At 42.1% G+C, this 16,170-nt stretch carries 13 protein-coding genes and 1 pseudogene; 4 read left to right on the top strand and 10 right to left on the bottom strand.

The genetic code is table 11. From position 1 onward, the window contains the following. Positions 1-42: 42 nt before the first annotated feature. From J7I96_RS01725 to J7I96_RS01705, 5 genes are all read right to left on the bottom strand, one after another. The gene (locus J7I96_RS01725) at positions 43-1,461 is read right to left on the bottom strand and encodes an NAD-dependent succinate-semialdehyde dehydrogenase (RefSeq protein ID WP_214773692.1); all 1,419 of its coding nucleotides are present in this window, start codon (positions 1,459-1,461) and stop codon (positions 43-45) included. A gap of 199 nt (positions 1,462-1,660) precedes the next feature. After that, positions 1,661-2,929, bottom strand: a complete 1,269-nt coding sequence (locus tag J7I96_RS01720; protein WP_095390446.1) for a dicarboxylate/amino acid:cation symporter — start codon at positions 2,927-2,929, stop codon at positions 1,661-1,663. A 207-nt stretch (positions 2,930-3,136) separates the two neighbouring features. Further along, the gene (locus J7I96_RS01715) at positions 3,137-4,048 is read right to left on the bottom strand and encodes a ketopantoate reductase family protein (RefSeq protein WP_214773691.1); all 912 of its coding nucleotides are present in this window, start codon (positions 4,046-4,048) and stop codon (positions 3,137-3,139) included. A gap of 156 nt (positions 4,049-4,204) precedes the next feature. After that, the gene (locus J7I96_RS01710; protein ID WP_214773690.1) at positions 4,205-4,768 is read right to left on the bottom strand and encodes a 3D domain-containing protein; all 564 of its coding nucleotides are present in this window, start codon (positions 4,766-4,768) and stop codon (positions 4,205-4,207) included. A 398-nt stretch (positions 4,769-5,166) separates the two neighbouring features. Beyond that, positions 5,167-6,231 carry a M20 family metallopeptidase gene (locus J7I96_RS01705; protein ID WP_214773689.1) on the bottom strand — a complete coding sequence of 355 codons (1,065 nt, stop codon included), beginning with the start codon at positions 6,229-6,231 and terminating at the stop codon, positions 5,167-5,169. Between the two features lie 163 nt (positions 6,232-6,394). On the opposite strand from J7I96_RS01705, the gene J7I96_RS01700 reads away from it, so the two are divergent. After that, positions 6,395-6,901, top strand: coding sequence for a general stress protein (locus J7I96_RS01700; RefSeq protein ID WP_214773688.1), 507 nt, complete (start codon positions 6,395-6,397; stop codon positions 6,899-6,901). Positions 6,902-6,951: 50 nt separating this feature from the next. Here J7I96_RS01700 and J7I96_RS28955 read toward each other — a convergent pair whose 3' ends face one another. From J7I96_RS28955 to J7I96_RS01685, 4 genes and pseudogenes are all read right to left on the bottom strand, one after another. Beyond that, positions 6,952-7,770, bottom strand: coding sequence for a methyl-accepting chemotaxis protein (locus tag J7I96_RS28955; protein WP_483861565.1), 819 nt, complete (start codon positions 7,768-7,770; stop codon positions 6,952-6,954). Positions 7,771-7,923: 153 nt separating this feature from the next. Next, a pseudogene (locus J7I96_RS28950) lies at positions 7,924-8,847 on the bottom strand (cache domain-containing protein); the annotation flags it as partial. A gap of 297 nt (positions 8,848-9,144) precedes the next feature. Beyond that, complete coding sequence (locus J7I96_RS01690; RefSeq protein ID WP_214773686.1) at positions 9,145-10,611, bottom strand: PH domain-containing protein; 1,467 nt, start codon at positions 10,609-10,611, stop codon at positions 9,145-9,147. Then, a complete protein-coding gene (locus J7I96_RS01685; protein WP_214773685.1) occupies positions 10,611-11,105 on the bottom strand; it encodes a PH domain-containing protein in 495 nt (164 codons plus the stop codon). Before J7I96_RS01685 ends, J7I96_RS01690 begins: the two co-directional genes overlap by 1 nt. Before the next feature lie 303 nt (positions 11,106-11,408). Between J7I96_RS01685 and dacB the strand changes: the two genes are divergently transcribed. From dacB to bluB, 3 genes are all read left to right on the top strand, one after another. Further along, the gene (gene dacB, locus J7I96_RS01680) at positions 11,409-12,830 is read left to right on the top strand and encodes a D-alanyl-D-alanine carboxypeptidase/D-alanyl-D-alanine endopeptidase (protein WP_214773806.1); all 1,422 of its coding nucleotides are present in this window, start codon (positions 11,409-11,411) and stop codon (positions 12,828-12,830) included. A 479-nt stretch (positions 12,831-13,309) separates the two neighbouring features. Further along, entirely contained in the window at positions 13,310-13,915 is a 606-nt protein-coding gene (locus tag J7I96_RS01675; RefSeq protein WP_214773684.1) for a uridine kinase family protein, read from the top strand. Positions 13,916-14,001: 86 nt separating this feature from the next. Next, positions 14,002-14,643, top strand: coding sequence for a 5,6-dimethylbenzimidazole synthase (gene bluB / locus J7I96_RS01670; RefSeq protein WP_048685051.1), 642 nt, complete (start codon positions 14,002-14,004; stop codon positions 14,641-14,643). A gap of 119 nt (positions 14,644-14,762) precedes the next feature. Here the strand turns inward: bluB and rpoN are convergent, their stop codons facing one another. Further along, positions 14,763-16,121, bottom strand: a complete 1,359-nt coding sequence (rpoN, locus tag J7I96_RS01665) for an RNA polymerase factor sigma-54 (protein ID WP_214773683.1) — start codon at positions 16,119-16,121, stop codon at positions 14,763-14,765. Between the last annotated feature and the right edge of the window lie 49 nt (positions 16,122-16,170).

Here is a 16,170-nt window from a genome sequence, read left to right as displayed (position 1 = left end):
ACTCTATTGAGTCGGGCACGTTTTCTTAGTGTGGTGAATAGGTCACAAACCTAAGGAAATATATTTCACTTCCAGGAATTCTTCGATGCCTTGGTGTCCGCCTTCACGTCCGAGCCCGCTTTGCTTGAATCCGCCGAATGGAGCTTGCGGAACGGAAGGAAGTCCGTCGTTCAAGCCTACAATACCGAATTCAAGTGCCTCGGTGAATTTGATGCCTTTGGTGATATTTTCAGTGAAGACGTAAGCTGCCAAACCAAAGATGGAGTCATTTGCCCTTTTGATTGCCTCTTCATCAGTCTTAAAGGAGGCAATTGGAGCTAGTGGACCAAATGTTTCTTCCTTCATGCAGAGCATGCTGTCATCAATGTTGGACAATACGGTCGGTTCAAGAAAAAGGCCGCTTATTGATTTACCGCCAGCTTCGAGCTTAGCGCCGCTGCTGATTGCTTCATCAATTTGTTTTTGAACCTTATCCACTGCATTTTGATCGATTAGCGGACCGATATCGACGCCATCTTCCAGTCCATTTCCAACCTTTAGTTCCTTGACCTTGGCAACGAGCTTTTCGATGAAGGCCTCTTGAATGGCTTCGTGAACATAAATGCGATTTGAACAGACGCATGTTTGTCCTGCGTTACGGAATTTTGAACTGATGATGCCGTCAACCGCTTTATTAAGGTCGGCATCCTCAAGAACGATTGCAGGTGCGTGACCTCCGAGTTCAAGCGAGATTTTTTTTACCGTGTCCGCTGAGCCCCTCATCAGGGTTTTGCCGACTTCTGTAGAACCGGTAAACGTCAATTTACGAACCCGCGTATCTTGAAGCCAAGTTTCGCCGATTTCTGAGGATTTTCCTGTCACCACGTTGATGACTCCTTTTGGAATGCCAGCCTTTTCAGCTAATTCAGCCATTTTTAAAGCTGTTATGGGAGTCAGGTTTGCCGGTTTAATGACGACTGTGCAGCCGACGGCAAGCGCTGGTGCCACTTTTCTTGTAATCATGGCTGCAGGAAAGTTCCAAGGCGTAATGACAGCTACAACTCCGACAGGCTGTTTAGTCACGAAAAGCCGTTTATTGGACACGGAAGCAGGAATCGTTTCGCCGTACACCCTTTTACCTTCTTCAGCAAACCAAGATAAAAAGCCATTGGCATATGTCATTTCACCAAGAGCTTCTTTAAGGGGCTTTCCTTGCTCTTCAGTCATGATTTTTGCCAGTTCTTCTTTATGATCATCAATCAATCGATGCCATTTCCAAATTAGTTCAGCGCGTTCGTAGACTGAGAGTGCAGCCCAGCCCGTAAAGGCTTCATATGCGGCATCTGCAGCCTTCGCCGCTTCAGTTGCACCGCCTTTAGGAACGGTGGCAACTACTTCATCCGTTGCCGGGTTTCTCACTTCAATTTTATCCAATCCAAAATCCGACCACTCACCGTTAATAAATAATCCGTAATCCTTCATGATAAAACCTCCTAATTTGGTTAAATCCATCAAACTACTAAACTTCTAACTTTATACTTTTACCTGTTACATAAAAGTATAAACACTTTTATGTGATTCTGAAATTTATTTGATTGGCTAATTATAGAAAAATGGCTTTCGAAGGGAGGAATACACAAAAAAGAGGTGCAAGTTGCACACCTCTTCATTCAAGGTTCAATTATTTTTCCGATGAAACAGCCACTTCACTCATATCACCTGAGATGGCTTGGTTAGGATTGAATTCACCTTCTGATTTAGAAATGACCACTGTAGCGACACTGTTACCGATTAGATTGGTGATGGCACGTGCTTCTGACATGAAGCGGTCGACACCAAGCAGTAATGCCATTCCCTCAACTGGGATCATTGGGAAGGCAGCTAATGTTGCAGCAAGTGTGATGAAACCGGATCCCGTTACACCGGCAGCACCTTTGGATGTTAACATCAAGATTCCTAGAAGGGTCAACTCCTGCCAGATGCTTAAATCGACACCGTAGGCTTGGGCGATGAAAATCGCTGCCATGGATAAGTAGATGGATGTGCCATCAAGGTTGAAAGAATAACCGGTTGGGACAACCAAACCGACTACCGATTTTGAGCAACCGTATTTTTCGAGCTTTTTCATCACGCTTGGCAGGGCGGATTCCGATGAAGAAGTTCCTAAAACTAAGAGGATCTCTTCTTTTATATAGGCAATGAACTTGAAAATATTAAAGCCATACATTTTTGCAATCGAGCCAAGGATAAGAACGATGAAAAGTGCCATTGTGATATAAACACTGCCCATTAATTGTCCTAACGAGGTTAAAGAACCAAGGCCAAACTTACCGATTGTATAGGCCATTGCTCCAAATGCGGCCAATGGAGAAACTTTCATGATCATACCGACGATGCCGAAGAAAATGTCGGCAATATGCTGAAAGAAAGAAACGACTGGCTGCACTCTCGGTCCCATTGCCGCCATTGATAATCCGAATAATACGGCAAAGAATAGAATAGGGAGTAAGTCTCCGCCAGCCAGTGCGGCAACGGCATTATCAGGAATGATATTAGAAATGAAAGCAACGGCGCCATGTTCCGTTTCGGAAGCGGCTGTCGTATATTGTGATACATCTCCACCCTCGACTGAATCGATGTTAAAGCCTTTACCGGGTCCCAGCAGATTGACCACGATGATTCCGATGGCAAGTGCGAAAGTGGTAACGATTTCAAAATAAAGCAGGGCCTTTCCGCCGATGCGGCCAACCTTTTTCATATCACCCATACCGCCAATTCCGATCACGACGGTTAAGAAGATGATTGGTGCGATGACCATTTTAATCATTTTAATAAATAAATCAGCTAATATCTTCAGTTGTTCACCGAAAGCAGGGAAGAAGAAACCGACTGTTATACCTAGAATGATACCGATGATGACCTGAACTGTTAAATTTTTTAATATTTTCAAGGGGCATTCTCCTTTGTTATATGATAGCGCTTTCTTAACTTGATAATAGTGTAACAGAAGAAAGAATCAGAATATTCTTTTGGTGATATTGTTTTCTTTTTGTTCTTTTTGGTCTTGGGGATTTTGAATAACTGAAGGAAGAAGAGGATATAGATAGATTACTAAGCTGCAAAAAAAATACCGGTGGAGCACCGGTATTGGCGAAAATTAATTTTCAAATGGTTTTATGAGTGCATATAGAGTCCCGATCACAGGAAGTTTTAAACCGGCCTTGTCGGCAAGGCGCAGTGCACCGCCCTGTAAGTGTTCCACTTCGAGGGTTAGGCCTTTCCGGCGGTCCTGGTGCATGGAAGAGGTGGATTCGTCAGGTAAGCCTGCCATGTTTTCCAACGCTTGAGCAATATTCTCCACAGTGATCCCGACGTCATAAGCATTTGCAAGCTCCTTCATTTCAACAAGGACCTTTTCTAGCAATCCATTGGTTTCCGGGTATCTCCGTATCGTGCCGATAGGGAGGTTGGATGCCGTTGTCACACCGGAAAAAGCGGTGATGAACATATATTTGATCCACATCCTGATCAATATGTTTTCCGTTCTGCCTGCCTTCATGATAGCTGATCCGGCTGCCTGTTCGAATTCATCACAAATCTTTTTTTGTGACGGATGAAGCGGGCCATAGATTAAATCGTGATTTTCATTGGAATGAATGACATGCCCTTTTTCATCAAGGGTGGCGATGATGAAGGCGCTTCCTCCTAAGACAGCTTCTTCGCCCAGCGCCTCCTGTAAAATGGATATATGCTCCAATCCATTCAAAAGCGGGAGGACCTTCGCACCCTTTTCAACAAGGATCTTTAAATCTGTAAGGGTGCCCTGCAGATGCTGGCCTTTTACGGCGAGAATCACGAGGTCGACCTTTTCGATGCCACTTACATTCTCTGTGATACGGAGGTCGGTGAATTGGTAGTTTCCATGTGGGCTAGTTATGCTGATCCCGTTTTCCTTCAATTGTTTGGCGCGGTTTTTTCGGACAAGGTATTGAACATCCTGTCCGGCCTGCTGCAACCTGCCCCCAAAGTAGGAGCCCAGTGCCCCGGCCCCTATAATGACAATATTCAAAGCGCACACCTCTCTTTTGATTAAGATGTACTAATCATAACATTGACTGAAATTTCAGTAAATATTTCCGTTTTAAGGACAACTGGTTGTTTAGATGTTTATAAGAATGGGAAAAACAAAAGACCAGCCTGAAAGGTTTCAGGCTGGTGCTTATCATTATTTATAGATTTTTACTTTAACGGTTTTTCTGCCCCAATTGATAGCTTTTGAGTGAGAAGAGTAGAAGACGTCAATTTTATTCCCTTTGATTGCGCCGCCTTTATCTGCCGCAATGGCATCCCCGTATCCTTCTACATGAACTTTTGTTCCTAGTGGAATGACCTTAGGGTCGACCGAGATGGCTTTTGCGTTAGGGTTTTTCTTTAAGTTAAGACCAGATGCTGTAATACCGCTGCAGCCTTTGCAGTTCGCAGTGTAAGCTGTTGCCTTCACCGTGATCGTTTTATATTTCTTGGATGATGATGATGTTTTTGCTTTAGCTTTAGGTTTAGCAGAGGTTGAAGTTTTCTTTACCTTTAAAACTTGTTTTGGATGGATGTTATCTTTTTTCAGGTTGTTCCAACTTTTGAGTTGATTGACTGTTATATTATGTTTATTGGCGATACCCCATAGTGTGTCGCCGCTTTTAACTTTGTATGTAGTAGTAGCAGCCGATGAAACTCCGGAAAAACTAAATACCAAAAAGAAAGCAGTGAATAGTGGAAGTAGTATTTTTTTCAAAATGAATAGTCTCCTTTGTTTTAAATCGTAGACTTAGAATAACAGGTCTTTATGACAATAATGTTTCGGTGGAATAGTAATTGTGTTACAAAAAGGTTTCCCTTGATAAATAAATGTAATATAAACTAGGTCAAAAGTACTCATCGGTTAAATGTAAATATATTATTTATTATGTCAGTATAAGCGTACTTTTGTTAAATGGTGCTGATATTATGGCGTATCCTGTTTAATGAGGTAAAATATGGAGTTCTAATCGCTAGTTTTAAAGTCCTGTATATTTTGTAAAAAAACAACGTAATAATAGAGGGATTGAATGCTGTTTATTTTAGTGGGAGAAGATATTCGGAACATGGAAAAAGCCGACATCTATGTGATGCCGGCTTTTTTCATGTTTTGGATTAATGTAAAACAAATTCAGAAGCGAAATCGACCAGCATTTTTTGGTAGACTGCTACCGATTCAAGATTGACGCATTCCCTATCTCCATGCCAGTTCTCGCCTTTTGGTCCGAATTCAATCGCTGGGATATCATATGCCGCAAAAAAGACGGTATCTGCGGAGCCATGTTGTCCGAAAATGACAGCATCTTGCTTGGTGTTTCTTTCGATAATCGGTCGGAGCAAGGTGATGAATGGGTCTGATTCTTCGGTTTTTACAGGTTTACTGTACATATTAAGGTGAACATTATTTCCTGTCACACTTTCGATCTGAGCAATGATATCTTCCATTGTTTGCGTAGGAAGATAGCGAATATCAAGACTTAGCAAACAGGCATCCGGTACCTTATTATAGACCTCGCCGCCTTTTATTTTTGCTAGGTTAAGTGAAGGGGAGGAGTAAAGGGGAGTATGATCCCGGGTGAAAGGAAGTTCCTTTATTTTTTGATAAAGATCATAGGCCTTTTCAATTGCATTCACGCCTTCCCATGGACGGCTTCCGTGTGCGGATTTACCGGATACTTCAATATCGAGACGAAGGGCGCCCTTTGCCTGGAGCCCGATTCCCAATTGCGTCGGTTCAGCACAAATCACAAAGTCCCCTCTATAACCATGTTTCGCTAAATATCCGGAACAGTTCAACCCGCCTATCTCTTCATCCGATACGATCTGAAGCTGGATTTTCAAACCTAGGTCCTTATCTTTCAGTTCGGTAAATGCACACATCATCCCTGCAACTCCAGCTTTCATATCGGCTGTCCCGCGTCCATATAAGTTTCCTTCATGAACCTCAGGGAAAAATTGATCCGGCGTTCCGCTGACAACATCGACATGTCCATTCCAAATTAGGGTTTTATCGCCGCTGCCAATCTCGCTTACAAGCATCTTATAACCGTTATTTACGATCACATTCACGGTAAGTCCTTGATCTTTAAGCCAGTCCGCACAGTAATCAACCGCTTGGTTAGCTCCTTCTTTCGATGAACTGTCGATAGATACTAAATCTTTAAGTAACTCGATGAGCAAATATAAAACCTCCTAAAAATATGCATACTATGATTATATATACCCTTTCTGAGTAAGGGTTAACTCGAAAATATTTTCCTGTTAAATAACGTTTAGCATTTTCATCCTCTGGGGTATGTAAAGAGGGAGCGACAATTTACATTCTTTAAGGAGGATGATAGATATGGATAAACGTATAATTGGTGTATATGAAACTGGAGAAGAAGCCATAAAGGCTGTTGAGTCATTACAGGCCCAAGGATATGATCGTGAAGAAATTTCAGTGGTAGCTAAAGATAAAGAAGAATTAAATGCAGTGAATGAAGAAACGGGTACAAAAGTTGAAGAGGGGCTCGCAGCTGGTGCCGCGACTGGAGGCATTTTGGGCGGTGCTGCCGGATTATTGGCAGGTGTGGGTGCGTTGGCGATTCCGGGAATCGGGCCGGTACTGGCTGCTGGACCGCTTGCTGCAACATTAGCCGGAGCGGCTGTAGGCGCTGGTACAGGAGGGTTGGCCGGTACATTAATCGGAATGGGCATACCTGAAGACGAAGCGAATCGTTATGAAGCGGATGTAAAGAGCGGCAAATTGCTTGTGTTAGTCGATTCGGATGCGAGAAAATCCAGTTCTTCTTACTCGGGAATAACTGAAACCGATGCAACGCTGACGAATGGCAGAAGAACTCTATAAGACTAATTTTAAAAAGGACGGGTCCCTTTAGGGGCCGTCCTTTTTTTTGATTAGTAAGTGAATTTCTTTATTTCTTTGTGCATTTCCTGGGAGAGGGTATCCAATTCACTAGCCAGGGCATTTAATTGTTCCATGGAAGCATTCGTTTGTTCTACGGAAGCTGATACTTCTTCAGTTCCTGCCGCAGTTTCCTGACTGATTGAATTTAATTTTTCTGCATTGCCCGCCATCCGTGTGACTTCGTTTACCATATCGTTCATCATCTTTTTTATTTCGTCAAAATTGCTGAATGTGTTCGCGATGATGGATGCAATGTGACTGAAAGCATTTTCCGTATCCGTTACAGAAGTATCCTGAAGATGGATTTTTTGATTGACTTGATCAATCAAATGAACGGTATTGGTAGTATCGTTTTGCATGGCTTGAATGATTTCAGAGATTTCTTTCAGTGATTTTTCCGTTTGTTCGGCCAATTTCTTCACTTCATCGGCAACAACTGCAAACCCTTTTCCGTGTTCACCAGCCCTCGCTGCTTCGATGGCAGCATTCAGGGCGAGTAAATTCGTTTGTCCGGCAATCCCGCTTATGGTCTTTACGATTGCACTAATATCATTGGACCGAGCATCCAATGATTTGACTGCCGTACTCATCTTATTGGATATTTGGGACGTTTCATTGAATTGTTGTTTCAGGCTTTGCACTTGGGTGATTCCGTTTTCGGAAGCCTTGAACATATTTTCGGATTCCGTGGCCATTTTTCCCGTTTGAGCCTCCAGATCATTGATTTTGTCAGCCAATAACTTTACGGCCATTTCGTTATTCTGCCCGACTTCGATTTGGTCTATGGCACCGGCTGCTATTTGTTCCATCGTCATGGCCACTTCGTTAGCTGCCGCTGAATTTTCATCGGCACTGGCCACTAGCGTCATGGAGGAATCCGATACTTTATCGGAAAGGTTGTTGACAACCCCTAACATATGACTCATATTCCTGGTCATTAAGCTGGTGTCTTCTGCAAGTTGGCCTATCTCATCTTTTCTGGAAATGGGTTTCCAGGAGGTGAAATCGCCGTCAGCCATTTTCCGTATGGATTCCTGCAGCTTTTTAATGGGGTTCGTTAAAGAACGGGTGATGAAGATGGCAGATAGTGCAGTGATGGTAAAGACAATCAACAGTGTAATGACATTATCGATTATCATCGGGCTTGCCCGGACTTTCACTTCATTTTCCTCCATTACCCCTGCTATTCTCCATCCGGTGGTAGGATTTGTGGCGTATCCGACGATCCGGCTTTGCCCTTCAAATTCCTCGATCATTGATCCGGATTCACCTTTCATTTTTTTGAATATATTTTCCTTTGATATATCCTGTTGAACTTTTTCCTTGTCTGGATGTGTAACGAATGACCCTTTCTGATCCAACAATACCGTATAGCCCGTTTCGCCGAATTTCGTTTGATTGACCATCGTGATCAATGTATCGATCGAGATGTCGACACCTAGCACGCCTATTAATTCATCTCGACCATCATATATGGCTTTTGCTGCCGTAATAACAAGTTCATTCGTAGCCTGATCGGTATAAGGTTCCGTCCAAATGGTCTTGTTTTTTTGTTTCAATGCGGATTGATACCAATCCCTTTGTCTAGGATCGAAGTCAGCCGGCAAATCCGCTTTAGGGAATATTAATGTTTTTCCATCTTTCTCGGTGCCAAGGTATAAACCATTTATTTCAGAACTGCTTGACTGTGTATGGGAAAACTCATCCATTATGGATTCGGGGTTCTTATCATAAGTACTCATGATAGGATACTTACTGATCCTATCCAATTGATTTTCCGTTTTATGAAAGAAGATTTCGAAGGAATCGTTCATTGACTTGGTTTGCTCTTCCGTGGTTCCGGTAAGTTCCTTGGTCGTCAACTCGATACTATTTTTATAGCTCATGTAAGAGATGGCCATCCCGCTTATCATGATCAAAGCCAAAAAAGGAATCAATATTTGTTTTTTTAGCGAATTAAAATACCAGTCTGTCAGTCTTTTCATCTGTAAAATTCTCCTTATATACTTCTAGTTAATTTTGACTTCTATTTGATATTTCGGTCTGCTTTCGCTTTTTTGAAGTGACAAGTTAGAAAATTCCAATATTAATTTTGTCGTGAAGTGCAAAGGTGGGAAGGGAGTGGAATATAGTGGATAAAAAAAGAGCTGACTGCCATGGTCAACTCTTTCATTCATTGATTACTATTCGAATTGGATATTTTTTGTCCTGTCCATATACCATGTGTAAAACTCGTCTGCATATTCAACGGATACATCTTGGAGCTTTGTATGGTGTACAGGCTTGGAGCGGTTGATCGTTTCAATTGTGGCAAGTCCGAAAAGCTTTTGCAGCTTCGAACGTTCCACCTCAATTTGAATGACCTTGCTTCTTTTGGTAATGAATAGTGATGTTTCCAAACTTCCGGATTTGAACTGAATGAACTCATCATTTAACAAGTAACGGCTATTTTTGTAATCCATTATTCTCAATGTATAAATGAGGACGAGTAAAATCAGCGAGATATACCATAGGGAGGGTTTGAAATAATAAATCGCCAATGTTGTGAGAATCCAGAAAAGGCTAGGCCGCATCATTCGGATTTTGAAGGCCTGTTTCGATAGTGACCTCATTGATCGTTCCACTTTGTAAGCGGGTAAAATCTCTTCTACCATCCCATATGCCCGTTCAATTGATAAAAAAGGATAGAGGGTGTTCGTTTCCAGCTCTTCATCACCGGTGCTTCCTGCACTGATCAGTTTCACTTCTGCCAACCCCAGCACTCTTTTAATGATTGATTGGGTGATTTCGACTGCTTGTACTTTTTCTTTCCGAATGGAAAAAGCGGATTCGTCCAGTACACCTTTCTTGATATATATATGCTCGTGATCGGATGAAATTTCATATTTTCCATATTTAACGAATGTGGAAACGATTCCGAAGGCAACGGCAACACATATGAGGCCTGCAATAATGATGGTAATGAGCCACCATGTATCCAATAACTTGGCAAGAAACCCTTCGGCGTTCTCCAAATCGATAAAATCATCGAGTGTATTATATAACGTAGCCAGTATCGGGATAAGGACCAGGAAACTGAGTGATGTAAAGGAAGCTTTCAGCACATCATGTTTGCTTGGAGTGAAATGGATCGTTTTTTCAATGGCTGGTTCCATATCCTCAGCAATTCGTTCTTCGAGAATATCAATTACCGGCAATTCCTGTTTTGAAGCATATTCCCCCTCAAGCCGTTCAGCCTCTTTTCGGGAAATCATCTCGAAAGGTACGCTACCCTGATCACCAGTCATCCCCGTTTCGAATGTTAAAGAGGTCAATCTGAAAATCTTATGAAATAACGTCGTGCGTTGCTGGACATTCTGAACCTTATGAAGTGGGACGGTTCGATACGATTTCGAGACAAGCCCTGAAGTGATGTATATGGTACCTTCTTTGATTTGGTATTTGTATGTATACCATTTAAGGATGACAGAAATGACTTTCCAAACCAAATAAACTAGAAAGCCAATTTGAAGTACTTTCATATACATCTTTTCAGAACCGAAATTCAGGACATAAAGCATGATTATGAAAAATACATTTCCTTTCAGCAATTTCCAAAATTCGAAAGGGATCTTGATAGGGTGTAATCGTTTTGCGTGTTCTTCCATCATTAATCCACTTCCTTAATTTTTGCGAAATGGGCAATTTTATCTCGTAATTCATACGCCTCTTTCTCAGGGATCGCCGGTATCTCATGAGAGTCGCCCATTGTTCCGATGCTTAGGGAATAAAGGTTGTATTTTCGCAAAAACGGTCCTTGGTTCAATTTGACGGATTGAACCTTCGTCATCGGTATTAGTTCATGCGTTTCACTCCAGGCTCCACGTTTTGTTTGAATGAATTCTTCGTTCACGTCGTAACGCCAATACTTTTGCAAAAGTATCGGTTCAATGAAGATGGACCAGATAGCATGGAAAAAAGATAATGCGATAAGTCCGTTTAAAATCCATCCAATCCATTCTTTCCAAGTGAAATAATCATCAACAAATAATAGGATGCCAAGGACGGCGAGGATAATGAGGTTGGTAATGGCTTCAGTCATCCGCCACACCTTCACTGATTCTTTGGATATTTTCTTCGTTGGTGGCTGTATCTTGGAATACATATATTCACTCCTTACTATGTCTTTATACTTATACGGATTATCTTGCAAAAAAGTTCCCTATGATAGGTATATGTATAGAAATCATGTAGCCCATGCCATGGAGTGGCAGGCGAATAATCCTGCAGTTTCTCGAGTATGTATAAATAAGGAGTTTTCCAGTGGATCTTTTCTTTTTATATGACCGAAAAATGGACAAGATAGAAGTGGTGAGTTTCTAGAGTGGGAGTGATAGGTTTGACGTATAAAAGGAAGTTGAGTTTTATATTCTTCCTGTTTTTGATTTGTTTTTTTAATGGAGAGTCGATGCAGGCTGCGAATGATGATGGAAACCTAGGGCAGGAAATTCAACGATTATTGGAGCAATCGCCAGGATTGGCTGGGGCGTTGACGGGAATTTCCATCCGTTCAGCTGAAACGGGGGAAATGATTTATGAACGGGGATCGCAAACAAGATTGCGGCCTGCTTCGAATCTTAAGCTTTTGACAGCAGCAGCTGCGTTGGAAACTTTAGGGGAAGATCATGCTTTTCAAACGGAACTATACATAAAAGGAGTGCAGGTTGGCCAGGTTCTGCAGGGCAATGTATACCTGAAGGGAAAAGGAGATCCCACATTATTGGAGAAGGATTTTGATGAGCTGGCAGCTTCACTGAAGCAAAGGCACGTTAAGTTCGTTCACGGGGATCTTATAGGGGACGATTCTTGGTATGATGATGTTCGTTATTCCCAAGACTTAGTTTGGGGCGATGAACAGGAATATTACGGTGCAGCCGTTTCGGCTTTAACAGCTTCCCCGAATGAAGATTACGATACCGGTACCATCATCGTGGAGTTAGCTCCTGGGGAAAAGGCTGGAAAGAGGGCAACGGTAAAGCTGGAGCCTGAAACCGATCACGTGAAGGTCATCAACAAAACGAAAACTGTATCGGCAGATGCTAATAATAAAATTGAAATCGAACGGTCACATGGCACACAAGTCATTACGGTGACCGGGACCATTCCGGAAGATGCCGGGGTGACCAAAGAGTGGATCTCGGTGGTAGATCCCACAGAATATGCCTTGAGCCTATTTGAAAAATCAATGAAGAAACATGGAATTAAAGTGTTGGGAAAAAGGAAAAAAGGGAAAACGCCAGTAGGAGCGGACATGATTGCCACTCATCAGTCCATGCCGCTTTCACAACTGCTTATTCCTTTCATGAAATTGAGCAATAACAGCCATGCCGAGGTTTTGGTGAAGGAAATGGGCAAAGAGGCAGATGGGGAGGGCAGCTGGAAGGATGGTTTGAAGGTTGCTCGAAATCAGCTGAAGAGTATGGGTCTCGATATGCAAACGATCATGATGCGTGATGGGTCTGGAATTTCCCAAGTCAATATGATTCCAGCGAATGAAATAACGAAGCTGTTGTATGCCATTCAGGAAAAAACGTGGTTTCCTGCTTACTTGAATGCTTTACCGATTGCAGGCAACGAAAATCGGATGGTGGGCGGTACGCTTAGAAAGAGGATGAAAGGGACACTTGCAGCCGGGAATGTCCGCGCGAAAACAGGGACAATTTCAGGTACGAGCTCCTTATCAGGTTATGTGACGACCAAAAGAGGGGAAAAGATCATATTTTCAATTATCTTGAATAATTTTGTGGAAGAAAAAGGAATTACGGCAATCCAGGATAAGATAGCCGTAATGCTCGCAGAACAGGAAAACCTTTTGGGAAGCGGCCATTAATATCCATGGAAAGCTAAGTTGAAGTTCAGGAACTGCGAGAAAGAGGTCGGTATCAGCCAAATCATTTTATTCAGCAAGTCCGAATTGGCAGCATAATGCCGCTAAGCCATTTTATTTGCTGACTCGATAAAGTTCCAACGCAGATCCGAATGGCTTATTCAAATCGATGGTCATTATTAACATTGCATCAAGTCGGCATTCAAACCTTCGAAGGCCTTTCTCCGATATATATGTCTATAACAAGAAGTTTTCAAGTCCATTACATGGAAAGTCCTAGCCGCTTGATCGTAGACAATTTCTCCATGAAGTAGAGGGAAAGGGGCCTTTTTCCTTCTCTGTGTCTTTGATCAGACATGAAGCTGGGGGCAAATTGGATTTTATTCAATGCGAGCACCTTCTTCTTATTTTTTAAAATTATCCCCTGAAGGAAGGAGTTTAAGGGAGGATTAATAGAAATAAGTAGTATAGGGGGAATGCTTATGAACTTTCCAACACTTAATGGACAGTATACGATCAGCAGTCTTATAGCTGAAATTCACGAAATTTCCAAAAAACGCTCACTCTATATATTGGCCATAGATGGGCGGGGCGGATCTGGAAAAAGTACACTCGCTGCCCGTATCCAAGCAGAATGTCCAGGTAGCGTAGCCGTTCATATGGATGATTTTTATTTGCCTTCATCGGATAGGGTTCAACTGCCTCCATCCCAAAAGCCTATCGGGGCGGATTATGATTGGGAACGGGTTTGTAACCAAATCCTAAAACCGCTTACAAAGGGGAAAGAATCAAGATATCAAAGGTATGATTGGGAAACGGACACTATGGCTGAATGGCATGAAGTTCCTGCTGAGGGCCTTGTCATTATAGAAGGAACGTATTCTATCCGTAAAGAATTGGCAGGGTATCATGATTTCACGATTTGGGTGGAATGTCCCCGTGATCAGCGTTTGAAACGCGGCCTTGAGCGGGATGGTGGAGATGCGCGTCAATTGTGGGAGGATAATTGGATGGTTCATGAAGATCTCTATGTGGGTATGCAAAGGCCTCAAGAAAGAGCGAATCTTGTTGTGGACGGAACGAGCTGAGTCAAAGGATATTTGTAAGGGTTTACTTATAAAATATATTGTATGTTTAGATGAATTTCTGGGGAGCCGGAAACAGGGGGGAAACTATGTTTACTAATGAAGAACAAGCTGCCGTATATAAAGCCATTTATAACCGTAGGGATATCAGGAGTTTTTTGCCAAAGCCCATTTCAAAGGATATACTCCGCAGAATTTTGGATGCTGCACATCATGCGCCGTCTGTAGGATTCATGCAACCTTGGAGTTTCATCGTGATTTCGTCTCAGGAAACCAAAGACAGTTTGGCATGGGCAGCGGATAAAGAAAGAAGGGCCCTCGCTATTCATTATGAAGGAGGTAAAGAAAATAAGTTTCTTAGTTTGAAAGTGGAGGGGTTAAAAGAAGCGCCATATACCATTTGTGTTACTTGTGACCCGACACGGGGAGGCTCCCATGTTTTAGGGAGGAACTCCATTCCGGAAACTGATATCCTATCCACTGCCTGCGCCATTCAAAATATGTGGCTGGCTGCCTATGCGGAAGGATTGGCAATGGGATGGGTAAGCTTTTATAAGAAAAATGATATTCGTGATATTTTGGAGATTCCGCCGCATATAGAACCAGTTGCACTCCTGTCGATTGGCTATACGGATCAATATCCGGATAAACCCATTCTTGAACTTGCTAATTGGGAAAAAAGAAGGCTGATGGATGAACTTATTTTCGAGGATAAATGGGGGAATAAATAAATCGATATATTATGATTCCAAAACTGTTTATTAAGCCCCTGTTTCAGGGGTGGAAAATATAGAAGACTCTTACAATAGATACTCCTTTGTAAGAGTCTTTTTAAAAATTCGGTTTGATTTTAAAATCTGCGCCGTTTGGAAGATCCCGGTATACCGAGGTCTTCACGGTATTTTGCAATAGTGCGGCGAGAGATCTTCGTCCCTTCATTTTCGAATATTTGACAAAGTTTCTGATCTGAAAAAGGCTTTATTTTATCTTCCTCGGCAATCAGGACCTTTATTTTTTCTTTGATGGTGGTCGTTGATTCGGTTGCTGGGCTGTTCACGCGGTGTAACCCTCTAGTAAAGAAGTTCCTTAGTTTAAAGAGGCCATGCGGCGTCTGGATATATTTATTGCTCGTCGCCCGGCTGATCGTTGATTCATGAAGTTGAAGTTTTTCCGAAATGTCCTTCAGTGTCATCGGTTTTAATCCCGTAATTCCCTTCATGAAAAACTCATGCTGCTCCTCCACGATTGAAGCAGTCACTTTGTAAAGCGTCATTTGCCTTTGTTCGAGCCCTTTTAACAGTAATTGGGCATCATTTATATGCCCTTTTATATAATCTTTAGCTGGATTAACAGAATTGATGGCGACATGGTTCTTGTAGTAAGGATTGATGGAAAGGTTAGGTGTGCAGCTATCGTTGACCGTTATCAGAAAACCTTCTTTATCTTTTTCCACGTAAACGTCCGGAACGATGTAATGAGTCATATCATCGGAAAAGTGACTGACAGGACGCGGGTTTAACGTACGGATGAAATCCGATGCCTCTTGTACTTCCTGAACGGTCACTTGGTGAAGGGCGGCAATTTTCCTGTAGCGTTTTTCTGCTAAATCCGCTAAGTGATTTTTAACGATCTTATACGCCAATTCATTATGATTCTCATGCTCACGCAGCTGAATGAGTAAACATTCGGTCAGATCTTTAGCCCCGACTCCAATTGGGTCAAGGGATTGCAATACTTGAATCATATTTTCGATTTCTTCCACGGGTATGGAAAAATGCGAAGCAGTCCAATGGACATCCAATTCCAGAAACCCATATTCATTTAAGTTTCCAATCAAAAATTGGAGAATCTTCTTTTCAAATGCATTCAATGAACTTAGTAAACTCATTTGTTCCAGTAAATGGCTTTCCAGAGTTGCTGTATTGACTGAATAATTGTTGATAGGGTTGTAATCATTGTCTCCGTTGAAACTTTTACTTTTAGAGGAAGAACCACGTAACTGAGAATTTATTGTATTTGTACGAATACCAAGTGATGTGAGGGGTTCTTTAAAGCTAATTTCGAGAACGGGATTTTCGTAAGCCTGTCGGTCCAGGAAATCTATCAGTTCATGGGTGGAATATTGAAGGATATTGATCGATTGCTGTAATTCAGGGGTCATTGACAACTTCAAGGATTGTTTTTGGTACAGTTCAAATCCTACCTGCATATATATCAACTTCTTTCGTTTAGATTAACATAGCGGCTCAAAAGGAATG

It is taken from the genome of Bacillus sp. ISL-78, from assembly GCF_018613455.1.
Lineage (GTDB): Bacteria > Bacillota > Bacilli > Bacillales > DSM-1321 > Peribacillus > Peribacillus frigoritolerans.
The sequence above is the reverse complement of the archived record's forward strand: the minus strand, read 5'-3'. Positions and strand labels throughout refer to the sequence as shown.

Bases quoted from the DNA above. Each gene is read 5' to 3' on its own strand.
- J7I96_RS01725 (WP_214773692.1), bottom strand. From the start codon at position 1,461: ATGAAGGATTACGGATTATTTATTAACGGTGAGTGGTCGGATTTTGGA.
- J7I96_RS01700 (WP_214773688.1), top strand. From the start codon at position 6,395: ATGGATAAACGTATAATTGGTGTATATGAAACTGGAGAAGAAGCCATA.
- J7I96_RS28955 (WP_483861565.1), bottom strand. From the start codon at position 7,770: ATGGAACAAATAGCAGCCGGTGCCATAGACCAAATCGAAGTCGGGCAG.
- J7I96_RS01690 (WP_214773686.1), bottom strand. From the start codon at position 10,611: ATGATGGAAGAACACGCAAAACGATTACACCCTATCAAGATCCCTTTC.
- J7I96_RS01685 (WP_214773685.1), bottom strand. From the start codon at position 11,105: ATGTATTCCAAGATACAGCCACCAACGAAGAAAATATCCAAAGAATCA.
- dacB (WP_214773806.1), top strand. From the start codon at position 11,409: ATGCAGGCTGCGAATGATGATGGAAACCTAGGGCAGGAAATTCAACGA.
- J7I96_RS01675 (WP_214773684.1), top strand. From the start codon at position 13,310: ATGAACTTTCCAACACTTAATGGACAGTATACGATCAGCAGTCTTATA.
- bluB (WP_048685051.1), top strand. From the start codon at position 14,002: ATGTTTACTAATGAAGAACAAGCTGCCGTATATAAAGCCATTTATAAC.
- rpoN (WP_214773683.1), bottom strand. From the start codon at position 16,121: ATGCAGGTAGGATTTGAACTGTACCAAAAACAATCCTTGAAGTTGTCA.